Origin of the sequence: Plantibacter sp. CFBP 8798, assembly GCF_014841195.1 — a bacterium.
GTDB lineage: Bacteria > Actinomycetota > Actinomycetes > Actinomycetales > Microbacteriaceae > Plantibacter > Plantibacter auratus.
In genome coordinates this window covers 1088595-1102701 of sequence record NZ_JACYTS010000002.1, presented here as the reverse complement: position 1 = coordinate 1102701, position 14107 = coordinate 1088595, and the positions used below count along the sequence as shown (strand labels likewise).

Annotated in this window: 14 protein-coding genes; 5 read left to right on the top strand and 9 right to left on the bottom strand. The window is 70.0% G+C overall.

The window, feature by feature from the left end:
- Window positions 1–108: 108 nt before the first annotated feature.
- Window positions 109–771, top strand: a complete 663-nt coding sequence (locus IFU30_RS12215) for a MurR/RpiR family transcriptional regulator (RefSeq protein ID WP_197977484.1) — start codon at window positions 109–111, stop codon at window positions 769–771.
- 13 nt (window positions 772–784) lie between these two features.
- On the opposite strand, the gene IFU30_RS12210 is transcribed toward IFU30_RS12215, so the two are convergent.
- The gene (locus IFU30_RS12210) at window positions 785–2248 is read right to left on the bottom strand and encodes an MFS transporter (RefSeq protein ID WP_192005321.1); all 1464 of its coding nucleotides are present in this window, start codon (window positions 2246–2248) and stop codon (window positions 785–787) included.
- A 229-nt stretch (window positions 2249–2477) separates the two neighbouring features.
- Here IFU30_RS12210 and IFU30_RS12205 point away from each other — a divergent pair, with 229 nt between their 5' ends.
- A complete protein-coding gene (locus tag IFU30_RS12205) occupies window positions 2478–3938 on the top strand; it encodes a serine hydrolase domain-containing protein (RefSeq protein WP_192005320.1) in 1461 nt (486 codons plus the stop codon).
- A gap of 62 nt (window positions 3939–4000) precedes the next feature.
- On the opposite strand, the gene IFU30_RS12200 is transcribed toward IFU30_RS12205, so the two are convergent.
- The 3 genes from IFU30_RS12200 to IFU30_RS12190 all read right to left on the bottom strand — a co-directional run bounded on the left by IFU30_RS12200 (window position 4001) and on the right by IFU30_RS12190 (window position 6662).
- On the bottom strand, window positions 4001–4252 hold the full coding sequence (locus IFU30_RS12200; protein WP_079001938.1) for a response regulator: 252 nt from the start codon (window positions 4250–4252) through the stop codon (window positions 4001–4003).
- 25 nt (window positions 4253–4277) lie between these two features.
- Window positions 4278–5243 (bottom strand): aldose 1-epimerase family protein, encoded by a 966-nt coding sequence (locus tag IFU30_RS12195; RefSeq protein WP_338000150.1) that lies wholly within the window; start codon window positions 5241–5243, stop codon window positions 4278–4280.
- A gap of 72 nt (window positions 5244–5315) precedes the next feature.
- Window positions 5316–6662, bottom strand: coding sequence for an MFS transporter (locus IFU30_RS12190; RefSeq protein ID WP_342450857.1), 1347 nt, complete (start codon window positions 6660–6662; stop codon window positions 5316–5318).
- A 130-nt stretch (window positions 6663–6792) separates the two neighbouring features.
- On the opposite strand from IFU30_RS12190, the gene IFU30_RS12185 reads away from it, so the two are divergent.
- Window positions 6793–7899, top strand: coding sequence for a hypothetical protein (locus tag IFU30_RS12185; RefSeq protein ID WP_192005317.1), 1107 nt, complete (start codon window positions 6793–6795; stop codon window positions 7897–7899).
- A gap of 12 nt (window positions 7900–7911) precedes the next feature.
- Here the strand turns inward: IFU30_RS12185 and IFU30_RS12180 are convergent, their stop codons facing one another.
- Window positions 7912–9189, bottom strand: coding sequence for a DUF445 domain-containing protein (locus tag IFU30_RS12180; RefSeq protein WP_192005316.1), 1278 nt, complete (start codon window positions 9187–9189; stop codon window positions 7912–7914).
- Window positions 9190–9272: 83 nt separating this feature from the next.
- On the opposite strand from IFU30_RS12180, the gene IFU30_RS12175 reads away from it, so the two are divergent.
- Window positions 9273–9551 carry a metal-sensitive transcriptional regulator gene (locus IFU30_RS12175; protein ID WP_064296530.1) on the top strand — a complete coding sequence of 93 codons (279 nt, stop codon included), beginning with the start codon at window positions 9273–9275 and terminating at the stop codon, window positions 9549–9551.
- A gap of 50 nt (window positions 9552–9601) precedes the next feature.
- Here the strand turns inward: IFU30_RS12175 and IFU30_RS12170 are convergent, their stop codons facing one another.
- The 4 genes from IFU30_RS12170 to IFU30_RS12155 form a co-directional block, all read right to left on the bottom strand.
- On the bottom strand, window positions 9602–10792 hold the full coding sequence (locus IFU30_RS12170) for an acyl-CoA dehydrogenase family protein (protein WP_192005315.1): 1191 nt from the start codon (window positions 10790–10792) through the stop codon (window positions 9602–9604).
- Window positions 10789–11703: a DUF4349 domain-containing protein gene (locus IFU30_RS20430; RefSeq protein ID WP_192005314.1), complete on the bottom strand. Its 915-nt coding sequence runs from the start codon at window positions 11701–11703 to the stop codon at window positions 10789–10791. Before IFU30_RS20430 ends, IFU30_RS12170 begins: the two co-directional genes overlap by 4 nt.
- 62 nt (window positions 11704–11765) lie before the next feature.
- Window positions 11766–12614, bottom strand: a complete 849-nt coding sequence (locus IFU30_RS12160; protein WP_191940715.1) for an alpha/beta fold hydrolase — start codon at window positions 12612–12614, stop codon at window positions 11766–11768.
- A 22-nt stretch (window positions 12615–12636) separates the two neighbouring features.
- A complete protein-coding gene (locus IFU30_RS12155) occupies window positions 12637–13488 on the bottom strand; it encodes an aldo/keto reductase (RefSeq protein WP_192005313.1) in 852 nt (283 codons plus the stop codon).
- 48 nt (window positions 13489–13536) lie between these two features.
- Here IFU30_RS12155 and IFU30_RS12150 point away from each other — a divergent pair, with 48 nt between their 5' ends.
- Window positions 13537–14103 carry an NADPH-dependent FMN reductase gene (locus tag IFU30_RS12150; protein ID WP_192005312.1) on the top strand — a complete coding sequence of 189 codons (567 nt, stop codon included), beginning with the start codon at window positions 13537–13539 and terminating at the stop codon, window positions 14101–14103.
- Window positions 14104–14107 lie beyond the last annotated feature (4 nt).

Here is a 14107-nt window from a genome sequence, read left to right as displayed (position 1 = left end):
CAAGGGAACCTCGCCGGGTGACCTGCCGGCGGGCCGTCGGTGCTGCTGCCGACACGAACGGACGGCGCCGGCCCGAACCCCGGCGACGGCATGCGAAGGAGACCGCGCGTGAACGACGACACCCTCTTCCTCACCGATGAGGACACCGCCGTCCCCGGCGAACGCCCGGAGCAGCGTCTCGAACGACGCTCCGCGTCCGTCCTGAAGCACCGACTCCTCGAGCAGGAACGCAAGCAGTTCGAGGAGTCCCTCGCCTCGGCCAAGGCGGACGGCGCCCTCGAACGCGCAGCGGCCCTCATCGTCTCCGCCCGGCGACGCTTCCTCATCGGGGCGTCGAAGTCGTTCACCTACGCGTCCCTCCTCGCCGCGGACCTCAGCTACGGCCTCGCGAACGTCACGCTCATCGACGGCACCATCGTGCGTCCCCTCGACGTCCTGAGCGACGTGCGTACGAGCGACGTCATGATCGCCGTGTCGCTACAGCGGTACCGGAAGTACACGATCGACTCCGTCGTCCCGTTCGCCGAGGCGGGAGGCAGCCTCGTGCTCATCACGGACGCGCCGGACGCCCCGCTGACCCCGTACGCCGACGAGACGATCGTGCTCGGCCGTGCCGAGGACGGCCACCCGAGTTCCTCGATCGGGATCGCGCTCACCCTGCACATCCTCGCCACGCTCACGACGGCCAGCGCCAAGGGCGCCGGCCGTCGGGCGGTGGAGCGGGAGCGCCTCGCCGAGACGCTCGGGGTCTACGTCTCCGACGAGGACTGAGCGCGGACCGGGCTCAGCTTCCCGAGCCTTTCTCGTCGCGCACGATCGACAGGGGTTCCGTGATGTCCTCGAGGGACTTCCGCGCGGCGTCGACCCCGAAGATGAGGGCGATCAACCCGCCGAGGACCATCACCCCTGCGCCGACGAAGTAGCCCACGGTGAGCGGACCGCGGTCGGTGCCGTCGCCGATCAGGATCCCGTAGAGCAGCGGCGCGACCGAACCCGCGATCTGTCCGATCGCGAAGAAGTAGCCGATCACCTGGCTGCGGAGCTCGAGCGGGAAGATCTCGCTCACGGTCAGGTAGGCGCTTGACGCACCGGCGGAGGCGAAGAAGAACGAGACGCACCAGAAGATCGTCTGGGTCGTCGCGTCGAGCGCACCGGCGTTGAAGAGCACCGCCGACATGGCCAGCACCGCCCCCGAGACCCCGTAGGTGAGGAAGATCATCTGGCGACGACCCCAGGTGTCGAACAGCCTGCCGAGGAGGAGTGGGCCGAGCAGGTTGCCGATCGCGAAGGGGAAGAAGTAGTACTGCGTCGACGAGGGGCTCGTGCCGTAGAAGTTCTGCAGCACGAGCGCGTAGGTGAAGAAGATCGCGTTGTACAGGAACGACTGCGTGATCATCATCGCGAGGCCGACGAAGGTGCGCTTCGGGTACTTCGAGAAGAGGACGCCGAAGATGGTCCGGATCGGGATGTGGCCCTGGGCCTGCACCGTGAGCGCCTTCGACTCGTCGACCGGCTCGATCGTCCCGCCCTGCTTGCGGACGGTCGCCTCGATGTCGTCGACCGTGGCCTCCGCCTCCTGTTCCCGACCGTGCGTCATGAGCCACCGCGGACTCTCGGGGATGTGGCGGCGCAGGAAGATGATGGCGAGACCGAGGACCGGCCCGATGAAGAATCCGATGCGCCAGCCGACGTCCTCGGCGAAGTAGTCGGTGTTCAGCAGGAACAGGTTCGCCGCCGATCCGAGGGCGGCGCCGCCCCAGTAGGTGCCGTTGATGGCGATGTCGACGTGCCCGCGGTACTTCGACGGGATGAGCTCGTCGATGGCCGAGTTGATCGCCGCGTACTCGCCGCCGATGCCCATGCCGGCGAAGAACCGGAAGATGGCGAGGAACCAGAACGTGGGGGACAGGCCCGCGATGCCGCTCGCGACGAGGTAGATCGCGAGGGTCAGGATGAAGAGCTTCTTGCGGCCGAGGCGGTCCGCCATGCGGCCGAAGACGAGGGCACCCGTCACCTGGCCGAGCAGGTAGATCGTCCCGAGGAGGCCGACCTCCGCCGCCGACAGCCCCAGCGACTTCTGGAATCCGGCGGAGGCGACGATCTGGATCTCGAGGCCGTCCAGCACCCATGAGAAGCCGAGACCGACGACGATCATCCAGTGGAACCGGGTCCACGGCAATCGGTCCATCCTGGCGGGGACGAGGCTCCGCACCGGGGCAGGTAGCCCGGAGGTCGACGTGTTCGACATGGAATGACTCCTTCCACGGCCGTCCCGTCGACGGTCGATCCGGGAGATGACGCTACTCCCGCGGCGGGCATCGGACGTCGCTGATCGGTGCCCCTTGACTTCGTCCTAGCGGAGGAGCACCCTACGCCCGGCACCCCGTCCGATGGCGCCCGGTGGCGCGGAATGGTCGTACGCTCGAAGCGCGACGAGATCGCGGACGGCTGCCGAGGGCCGTCGAGGAGGAGGCGGCATGCACCTGGTCGAGGACAGCACCGAGACGGACATCACGCGGGTCTTCCAGGACCGGATCACCTCCGGCGTCGCCCCGGGGTCGTACGTCGCCGTGTTCGACCGCGAACGGGTCCGGTTCGAGCAGGGGTTCGGCGGGGTCGCCGTGGGCGGTCCGGTGCCCGACGCCGACACGCTGTTCCGCATCGCCTCCTGCACGAAGAGTTTCACCGCGGCCGTGCTCCTCATCCTCCGCGACGCCGGCCGCCTCGACCTGGACGCGCCAGTGGACGGGTTCGTGCCGGAGTTCGCGCCGGTGCTCCCTGACGGGATCGCCGTCCGGCCGACCGTGCGTATGCTCCTGACGATGTCGGGTGGGCTCGGAACGGACGATCCCTGGGGTGACCGCCAGGAGTCGATCAGCGTGGACGAGTTCCGGCGGCTGCTCGTGCGCGGCGTCCGATGCGTCACGACACCCGGGACGGCGTTCTCCTACTCGAACCTCGGCTACGCGTTGCTCGGGCAGGTCATCGAGCGTGTGACCGGTGGCTCCTACATCGACGCGGTGACCTCGCTCCTGCTGGAGCCGCTCGGACTCGGCGCCGTGTTCGAGCGACCCGAGGGCGACGGGGCGGTCACGGCGACCGGTCATCGTGTCCGCCGCGAACGGGCCGTCGATGAAGACGGCCGATTCGTCGAGGTCCCGTTCTCCGGCCCCGGGGTCTTCTCCTCGATCGGCGGACTCTTCGCCTCGGCCTCCACCCTGATCGGATGGGTGCGCTGGCTCGACGGCGCCTGGACCGGGGACGAGACCGGACCACTGTCGAGCGCCAGCCGCCGCGAGATGCAGCAGCTGCACCGGCTGGCTCCGTCGCGGCCCACCCTCGACGGCGTGCCGCCGAGACTCGCGCTCGGCTACGGCTTCGGCCTCTTCGTCGAAGAGGACGCCGACCTCGGGACGCTCGTCTCGCACTCGGGCGGCTACCCCGGTTACAGCGCCCACATGCGGTGGCACCCGACATCGGGGTTCGGCGTCGTCGCCTTCGAGAACGCCGGCTACGCGGCCGTGGCGAAGCCCGCCGAACAGGCCCTGCGGCTGGCGATCGCGGGCGCCAAGGCCTCCGGTGAGCTGCCGGAACCGGCGATCCGCCCCTGGCCGGAGACCCTCGTGGCGTCGATGACCGCGACCGGGCTGCTGTCGCACTGGGACGACCGCGTCGCCGCGTCGCTGTTCGCCGAGAACGTCGCCCTCGACCGCCCGCTGGACGAGCGGCGCGAGGCGGTCGACGCCGCTGTCACCGCCGTCGGTGGCATCGCCGAGGTGGCTTCGGGACGTGCGACGCCGATCTGCGATTCGCCGGACCACCTGGTCTGGTTCGTTGAGGGGACGGAGGGCCGCCTCCGCCTGGAGGTCCGGATGACACCCGTGCTTCCGCTCCGGGTCCAGACCTTCACGGCGACGGTCGACGACCAGCGGGAGTGAACGCCGAACGCCGGTAGCTGAGGCTCAGCTACCGGCGTTCAGGTGGAACGGTGTGGCTCGGTTCAGCCGATCGAGTCGTCGTCGCCGTTGCCGTTGCGGTTCGTCGGGGAGATGTCCTCCGTCGACTCGACGTACTCGTAGTCGGTCGTCGTCGGGCCGTCGTGGTCGCCGGTGTTCGTCGCTTCGCCGACGGGACGGTAGATGAGCTGGCCTTCGCCGTAGGGCAGGACGAGCTCGCCGTCCTGACCGTCTTCGAGCGGGATGATCTCGCTGTCGAGCGGGCCGCCGGTGAGTTTCGCAAGAGTCTGTGACATGTCGCCAGCCTAGCCCCGACGACTGTCAGAGTGCTGCGATGGTCCAGGACACCCGGTGTGGTGTATTGGGAGCCAGGACGACGAGGTCGGTCCCGGTCGAGAAGGCGTCGGGTGGGCAGGTCATCGGTTCGACGGCGAGCCCCAGTCGGTTCAGCTCCGCGACGGGCTGATCGGCCGTGTGCACCTGGACCCAGGGCAGACCGTCACCCCAGTGCATGGCGACGCCGCTGCCGGATGGCGTCGTCACGCGCACCGTGACCCGGCCGTCGACGTCGCGATCGAGCGCCGTGTACGCGTGGTCGACGAAGGTGTCGCCGATGGCCCGGGGTGACCGGAAGTCGAAGTGCTCCGTCGCCTCCGTGTCGACCGGCTCCAGCGAGACCGGGATGAGCCGGTCCGGCGTGACGGTGAGCACCTCGGCAGCGGGCAGTTCGAGCGTCCAGTCGTCGACACGGCCCTCACCCGCGACGAGGTACGGGTGCGGTCCCGTGCCGTAGGGCGCGTCGACGTCGCCGAGGTTCAGCGCCTCGACGTCGGTGCGGAGTCCGTCGTCGTCGAGCGTGTAGGTCGCGGTGACCTGGACGCGGAACGGATAGCCCTCCTGCGCCTCGATGACCACGCGGAACGCCGCCGACGCCGTGCTCGACGACACGAGGTCCCACTCCGACCAGGCGGCGAGCCCGTGGAGGGCGTGACCGCGAGCGGGTTCCGTGAGTGCGAGCTGGTGGTCGACGCCGGCGAAGGTGTATCGGCCGTCGACGACGCGGTTGGGCCACGGGGCGAGCATGGCGCCGCGGAACGCCGGACGGACCTCCTCGGCGTCGAACGGGACCACGAGGTCTCGGCCGTCGTGCCGCAGGAACCGCAATGAGGCACCGACCGAGGCGATCGACGCGGTGTACGCACCGTGCTCGAGATCGACACGACGTCCCGAGATCGGACGTCGGTCGACGGAGGCGGACGGGGACACGGCGCTGGTGGATTCGATCACGGCCCCATTCTGTCGCATCGACGCCGACCGACCCGGCCGACTGGCGGTGCGGGTCGGGCGGTGGGACGCGGCTCAGTCGAGGGAGCGGCCGCGCATGTCCGAGAGGAACAGTGCGGCGACAGCGGCGACGACGAAGAAGGCGGCGAACACGGAGAAGAGCAGGGCCTGTCCTGCGAGGAGGAGCACCGGAACCGACAGCGGGGCGATGATCGAGGCGATGCGGCCGATGCCGGCGGCCCATCCCGCCCCCGTCGCACGGAGCGCTGTCGGATACAGTTCCGGGGTCGTCGCGTACAGGGCGCCCCAGGCTCCGAGGTTGCAGAAGGACAAGCACATGCCGAACACGATGATCGTCGGTTCGGTCGTCGCCGTGCCGAACAGGACCGCCGACACCGCGGAGCCCGCCAGGAAGGTCGCGAGGGTCTGCTTCCGGCCCCAGGCCTCGATCAACCATGCCGAGACGGCGTAGCCCGGGATCTGGGCGAGGGTGATGATCAGGGTGAAACCGAAGGACCGGACGAGGGAGAACCCGGAGGCGACGAGGATCGTCGGGATCCAGATGAACGCACCGTAGTAGGAGAAGTTGACGCAGAACCACACGATCCAGAGCGAACCGGTGTCGCGGCGGTGCGTGGGTACCCACAGCCCACGGAGGCGCTCGCCGGCGGAGAGACCGGCGCTCACGGGGGTGTCGGTGGTGGTGTCGACGGCTGGCTCCGGGTGGGCGACGTCGGCCGAGGCCTCGAACTCGCGGACGACGGTTTCTGCCTCGCGGTGGCGCCCACGCGACTCGAGGAAGCGCACCGACTCCGGCAGTCGCGTCCGCACGATGGCCGCGTAGACCGCGGGCAACGCGCCGATGGCGAGCGCCCAGCGCCACCCGTCGTCGCTCGTCGGCACGACCAGATAGCCGATGAGGGCGGCGGCGATCCACCCGATGGCCCAGAACGCCTCCAGGAACACGATGATCCGCCCGCGGATCCGCGGCGGGGCGAACTCGCTCATGAGGGTCGAGGCGACGGGCAGCTCGGCGCCGAGTCCGAGGCCGACGATGAACCGCAGCACGATGAGCACGCCGAGTCCCCAGGCGAGGGCCGAAGCGCCCGTCGCGATGCCGAACACGAGGAGCGTGATCGCGAAGACGTGGCGTCGACCGACCCGGTCGGCGAGCAACCCGCCGAGCGTCGCACCGATGGCCATGCCGAGGAACCCGGCTGAGGCGATCCAGGAGAGCTCCGTGTTCCCGAGCTGCCACTGCACGGCGAGCTGGGCGAGCACGAAGGACACGAGTCCGACGTCCATGGCGTCGAGGGCCCAGCCGACGCCGGAACCGACGAGCAGTCGCCCGTGGGCCTTGGTGAACGGGAGCGCATCGAGGCGCTCGCTGCGGGTGCGGGGTGTGGTGGGGGCGGTGGACACGTCACCATTCTGGTGCAGGATGTGCCCACCGGCGCCGGTCCGTCGCAGATAGGCTGACGGCATCGAACTGCAGGCGTGCGGCCGGGCAGTTCACCCGCTCCGCCCGCCGTTCCGTCGAAAGGCCACTCCCGTGACCGATGCACCGCCTCCCGACCCGCAGCAGCCTGACGGCCGCCCGACGCAATGGCCCGCGGGTCAGCAGCCGCAGCACCCCTCCGGTCAGCCGCAGCAGCAGCAGCCGCACGGACAGCAGCAGCAGCCCTACGGCGGGCAGCCGCAGTACGGGCAGGGACCGCAGCAGCAGAACCCGTACGGGCAGCAGCAACAGCCGCAGTATGGTCAGGGACCGCAGCAGCAGAACCCGTACGGACAGCAGCAGAACCCGTACCAGCAGAACCCGTATAGCGGGCAGCAGAACCCCTCCGGTGGGCAGCCGCAGCAGCCGTATCAGCCGCAGCAGAACCCGTACCAGCAGCAGCCACCGCAGGGTCCTCCCGGGTACGGCCAGCAGCCGCCGCCTCCCGGCGCCCCGGAGCGCAAGCGGACGGGGCTCATCATCGCCCTCGCCGTCGGTGTCCCGCTCGTGTTGGCGGCGATCATCACCGTCGTCGCCCTCGTGCTCACGCAGGGTGGCGCACCGGTCGCGGACCCGAGCCCCACCCGCTCGGCCACGCCGACGAAGACCGCGTCTCCCACGCCCACGGAGACGGACTCGACGCCCGAGCCGACCAAGACCTACGTCAACATCCCGCCGGATCTCGATTTCGCAGCAGGACAGGACGTCCCCACCGACTGGACGGCCTACCTCACGAACGACTTCGACTCGTCGTGGGCGGCAGCGGGTCAGGACGCGAACGGGATCGACATCTACACGAACGCCTCGACCTCGTGCGAGGTGCGGCTCGGCAACATCGCACTGACTCCGGAGGAGATCGCGGTCGGTGACGACCAGCGCTCGAGCGACGCCTATCTGTCGAAGTACGTCGGGGCCGACTACGTCAAGGCGGACGGCACGACCGAACAGCTGAACTACAACAGCGGTGGCGGGCTCATCGAGTTCCGGGTCCTGTCGTGGACGCAGGCGACGGGGGAGCGCACCTACTGGGGCGTCCGGTCCCTCACGAAGATGGGGACGCTCGTCGTCTTCACCTTCACCTGCAAGGACCAGGGCTCGCTCGATCTGCTGGCGAACGACGTCGTGAACCTCATCTCCGTGGAGCTGCTCCCGAAGCGCTGACCGGTCCCGTCGTCAGAACGCGCGGAGGACCGCCTGCGCGACCGTGAAGATCGCGAGGCCGGCGAGCGCGCCGACGATGGTGCCGTTCAATCGGATGAACTGCAGGTCGCGTCCGACCAGCAGCTCGATCTTCTGGGTCGTCTCGCGGGCGTCCCAACGCTCGACGGTCTCGGTGATGATGCTCGCGATGTCGTGCCGGTAGCGGGTGACGACGTAGGACAGGGCGTCCGCGACGCGGGTGTCGACGCGGGTGGAGAACGCCCGGTCGGTCGACAGTCGCCGGCCGAAGTCCGCGATGGTGCCGGCGATCCGCACGCGGAGGTCGCTGTCGGGGGCGTCGAGTGCCTCGAGGAACGCGCTCTTCGCGGCCGCCCAGGTCTTACCGGCGACCTCCCGGACACGAGGGCTGTCGATGACCTCGTGCTTGGCGTTCTCGAAGCGGGTGATGGTCGCGTCGTCGTGCTGCAGTTGCTCCGCGAGCTCGCCGAGGTAACCGTCGAGGGCATGACGGAGCTGGTGGTCGGGGTCCGCGCGGACGGCCTGGACGAAGGACACGGCCTCGCGGTAGAGCTTGTCGTCCACGAGCCGGTCGACGAAGGACGGCACCCAGGTCGGCAGACGGCTCGAGACCAGGCGTTCGAACGCCTTCGGATTCGTGCTCAGCCATTCACCCGTGCGGTCGAGGAGGAGGTCGACCGCGTCGTGATGTGCGCCGACGCCGACGATGTGCTCGACCCAACGGCCGATGTTCGGGGCCCACTGCGGGTCGATGAGGTGTTTGGACGCCAACGCCTCGATGACTTCGCGGACGTCGTCGTCGGACAGCGTCTCCAGCAGACCCCGCACCGCGATGGACCCCTCGGCGGTGACCCGCTCGGCGTTCGCGGGCTCGGACAACCAGCCGCCGAGCTTCTCCGAGACGGAGACGGACGCGAGCTTCTGCCGCACGACCTCCTCGGAGAGGAAGTTGGTCTCCACGAACTCGCCGAGGCTGACGCCGATCTCGTCCTTGCGCTTCGGGATGATCGCCGTGTGGGGGATCGGGATGCCGAGCGGGTGCCGGAAGAGGGCGGTGACGGCGAACCAGTCCGCGAGCGCCCCGACCATGCCGCCTTCCGCAGTGGCCCTGACGTACGCCAACCACGGGTAGCGTCCCTCGAGCGCGAACGCGACGGCGAAGATGACCGCCATGACGAGGAGCAGTCCGGTGGCCAGGCGCTTCATCGAGCGCAGGGCTCGCGCGCGGTCCGCGTCGGCAGCGGTGAGTTCGAGTGTGGGGGAGCTCGTCATCCGCCCATCCTAAGCTCGTCGACCGTGTCCTCCGGTCCGATGGAGGAGGAGGGCACCGTACCCCCTGGTGGTACCCTGAGCCGGTGATCGAAGACATCAAGAAGCGGGCCCTCCACCGGACGAAGATCCTCGAGGGCCAGATGCGTGGCCTCGAGAAGATGATCGAGAACGAGGACTACTGCATGGACATCATCACGCAGTCGCTCGCCATCCAGAAGTCGCTGGGGTCCCTCAACAAGCTGCTCGTCGAGAACCACCTGCTGACGCACGTCACGCAGATGTTCGAGGAGGGCGGGGACAGCAAGGACGCCGCGGTCGGCGAGCTCCTGCGGATCTTCGAGCTCAGCAACAACCGCGGCTGAGCCGAGCCGTCAGGCCGGCCCGAGCCGTCGCACGGGCCCGAGCAGAGCGGTCAGGCCGGTCCGAGCCAGGCGTTCGCGACCGTGGCGTGGGCGGACTCGTCGTCGGAGGGATGGAACATCCCGGCGAGGACGTCGCGGTACAGCCGGCCCAATTCGCTCGCGGCGAAGTAGCTGCCGCCGCCGGCGACCCGGATCGCCTGGTCCACGACCTCGCGGGCGGTCTCCGTCGCGCGGACCTTGAGCCCGACGAGTTTCGGGAACCAGAGCGCGCCATGGTCGACCCCGTCGTCGAGGTCCCGGGCGATGCCGGCGAGCTGTGGCAGCATGCCGTCGTACGCGATGGCGGCCGAGGCGATCCGACGGCGGATGTCGGGGTCCGCCGCGTAGCTCGCGCCACCGGCCTTCTTCGACGTCTTCCGGTGGGCGGTCTCGACCGCGAGTCGGAGGGCGCGTTCGCCGATGCCCGTGTACACGGCGGCGATGAGGGTCTCGAAGCAGGCGAAGATCCCGAAGACGATGGGGTCCGGGTTGGGCCCCGGGTCGAGGCGTCGGACGATGTGCTCCGCCGTCGACTCGGCGCCCTGGAGCAAGGTCGTCCTGCTCTGGCTGGCGCGCATCCCGACGGTGTCCCAGTCGTCGAGGATCTCGAACCCGCCGCGCGAGCGCTCGATGAACCCGTAGACCACCTTCGGACCGTCGGCCGAGGTCGTGTCGAGCCCGGTCGTCCCCAGCCAGGTCCACGCGGGCGACAGCGAGGTGAAGATCTTCCGGCCGTGGAACCGATAGGAACCGTCGGGGCCCGGACGGGCTTCGGTGTCGGATCCGAAGAGCACGAGGTCGTTGCCAGCCTCGCTCACCCCGAACGCGTAGAGCTCGTCCCCGGCAGCTCCCTCGAGGACGAAGCGGAGCGAGTCGTCTCCTCGGGTGTGGAGCAGTCGCGCGACACCCGTCCACACGAGGTGCATGTTGATCGCGAGGGCGGTCGCCGGGGCGGCGGTGGCGAGCCGGGATTGGAGCAGCGTGACCTCGCCGAGGCCGAGGTCGAGACCGCCGAACTCCGCGGGGACGAACGCCCGGAGATAGCCGCACGCTCGCAGCTCGGCGAGGTCCTCGTCGAAGAAGGCGTTCTCGCGGTCCGCCACGGCGGCACGTTCGCGGATGCGCTCGACGAGCCCGTCACTGAGGATCGAGGCGGGGTCGAACGATCGATCGGACGGGTGGTGCTGCGCTTGAGCGGTCACCGGTCCATTGTCGCATCGGGCCCGGCCGAGGTGGCAGGTGTCTGCGAGCGGCGAGCAGCGCGCCGACGGCCCGACCTGACGAGGAGCACCACGACCGCGGCGACGACCGCGAGGGGGAGCAGCCACGGCACCAGGACGCCGACCACGACGACCAGTCCCGAGGCAGCGGCGACGAGCGCGTTCCACCCGGCGACCACGCCGCCCCAGAAGTCGGTGGGCACACCCGGCGCGACCGAGCCTGGGGCCACGAAGCTCACGAACACGGAGGAGAAGTCGACCTGATCGGCGAGCGCGTCGCGCTGGGCGACGAGCCCGTCCAGTTCCGCCTGCCGCTGGGACAGGCTGGTCTCGGCGGCGAGGAGGTCGGCCGTCGTGGTCGAAGCCGCCATGAGTCCGAGCAGTCGGTCGACCGAGGCCTGGAGGGCTGTGACCCGCGCGTCGAGGTCGGCTGCCTGTGCCGTGACGTCCACCGCGGACACGGAGAGGTTGTTCACCGTGCCGAGCGCCTGCAGCTGCGCGAGCACGTCGTCGAAGTCGTCGGCGGGGATGCGGACCGTCAGGGTCGCCTGCGCGGCCTGGTCGGAGGTGCCCGGAGTCTCGTCGCGGCTGTCGACGCGCCCGCCCGCCTCGGTGACGATCCGGGTGGCGTCCGTCGCGGTGCTGATCGGGTCGTCAGCGGTGACGGTGAGTGAACCAGTCGTGACCACCTGCTGTTGCGTGAGGTCGGGGGAGGCGGCGCCGTCGACACCGACCTGCGCGTCGCCGGCGACCTGGCCGGGCGCGGGCATCGCAGCTCGCGAGTCGCTGCCGGCCTCGGTGCTCGACCCGGCCGAGCAGCCCGAGAGGACGAGCCCGACGAGGACGGCGGAGACGAACACGGTGGTGGTGCGGGTCACTGCGGAGCGCTTCATGGCATCACCCTAGGGAGCCGCCGCACCGCGGAGGTGCAGGGACCCTGGGAAGCGGGTCACGATCAGGTCTCGCGACGCGACCGCTGTTCGAGTTGCAGCTCGGCCCAATCGCCGATGGCCTTCGTGGTCTCCGCCGGGCGGTCCCGGTGCACGTTGTGACCGGCGCCCTGGACGATCGTCAGGCTGACCTGGCGGTTGGCGAGGACCTCGGCGGCGAGCGCGCCGCGGAAGAGGCTGTACACCTCAGGGTCGGAGGCGATCACGAAGGTCGGGTTGCGCAGAGCGGCCGCTGCGGGGCGGACGTCCCACGGATGGTTCTGTTCGCTCGTCTGCTCGATCGCCCACCGGCTCGCCTCGGACACCGCCTGGACCTTGATCTCCACGTCGAGTGGGTGCCACTCGGGGTTCTTCGCGCGGACCGATGCGATCGTGTTGTCGGCGAAGGCGGCCTCCTGGCTGGCCCGGATGATCTCGGCGTCGTGGTCGTCGAGCGCGATGGCGGGGTCGAGCAGCACGACCGCCGCCGCCCATCGGGGATCGGCTGCGGCGGCGACCGCCGTGGCGGCGCCTCCGAGCGAGTGTCCGACGACGAGGTCCCACGCGGCGTGCCCGACGCCGGGCACGGGGGTCGGCCTGGTGGCCAGCAGATCGGCGGCGTAGGCCTCGACGCGGTAGTCCAACGCACGAGGGGCGACGCCGTGGCCGCGGAGGTCGACCGCCTCCACGAGCCAACCGCGATCGGCCAGGGCGGCGCAGATGCGCCAGGTGCTCGGACCGTTGCTGCCGAGTCCGTGGACCACGAGCGCCCGAGCCGGCGCGTCGTGGCGACCCCAGCGGTGACGTGGGAGCTCCACGGGCGTGATCGTGCGGGCGGCGAGGCTGGATGCGGTGTCGACGACGGGCTCGGTCATGCGTTCAGCCTACGGTCTCGCGTCAGTCGAGCCGGTCCGGGTCGGTGCCGGTGCGCTCGCCGTTCTCGAGCGCCGAGATGGCGGCCAGGTCGTCGGCGTCGAGGGTGAAGTCGAACACGGCGAAGTTCTCCGAGATCCGCGCCGGTGTGGCCGACTTGGGGATGACGATGTTGCCGAGCTGCAGGTGCCAGCGCAGCACGACCTGCGCGACCGTGCGCCCGTGCTTCTGGGCGATGGCCCCGAGGTCGGAGGTGGCGTCGGATCCGTCCGCGGCGGGCGCGAAGAAGCGGCCGCGGGCGAGTGGTGACCAGGCCTCCGTCGCGATGCCGTGTGCCGCGTTGACGGCGCGCAACTCCCGCTGGGGGAGGAACGGGTGGAGTTCGATCTGGTTGACGGCCGGGGTGACCTCCGCCGACTCCAGGAGTCGTTCGAGATGGCTGCGGTGGAAGTTCGAGACGCCGATGGAGCGCGTACGTCCCTCGGCCCGCAACCGCTCGAGCGCGCGCCAGGTCTCGCGGTAGCGGTCCTGCCCCGGGGCCGGCCAGTGGATGAGGTACAGGTCGACGTGGTCGAGGCCGAGGAGGTCCAGGCTCGTGTCGAACGCGCGCAGCGTCTCCTCGTACCCCTGATCGGTGTTCCAGACCTTCGTCGTGACGAAGAGCTCGTCGCGGGGGATGCCCGACTCGCGGATCGCGACGCCGGTGCCGCGCTCGTTGCCGTACAGCGAGGCGGTGTCGATGTGGCGGTACCCGACCTCCAGCGCCGTCTGCACGATCTCGGTGCTGGCGAGGTCCGGGACCTTGTAGACGCCGAAGCCGAGCTGGGGGATCGTGTGCCCGTCGTTGAGGAGGACGGTCGGGGTGCTGTCTGCCATGGCACCAGTATCCTCGACAGGGCCACCGTCACCGTCGAAAGGGAGCCCATGCCGCAACTCATGATCGTCACCGGGAGTGTCCGTCCCGAGCGGGTGGGCGGTGCCGTCGCCGACTGGGTCGCGGGTGTGGCCGAGGCGGACGAGCGGTTCACCGTCGACGCGGTCGATCTCCGGGAGCTGGCGTTGCCGTTCATGGACGAGCCCGCGCACCCGCGGAAGCGCGCCTACGTCCACCCGCACACGATCGCCTGGGGCGAGCGGGTCGATCGCACGGACGCCTTCGTGTTCGTGACGCCCGAGTACAACTACAGCTACGCGCCCGCCCTCAAGAACGCGCTCGACTACCTCATGCACGAGTGGGCGCGGAAGCCGGTCGGGATCGTCAGCTACGGCGGGCTGTCGGGCGGAACCCGCGGCGTCGTCGCGCTTCGACCCGTCCTGCAGGCACTCGGCCTCGTCAGTACCGGTGCGAACGTTGAGATCCCGTACGTTTCACGGCAGATCGCCGATGGGGTGTTCACGCCCAACGACCGCCAGACGACCATGCTCCCGATGCTGCTGGGCGAACTGGCCGCACTCGACGGGGCCCTCGCGCCGCTGCGCGCCGCCGACTGAAGCG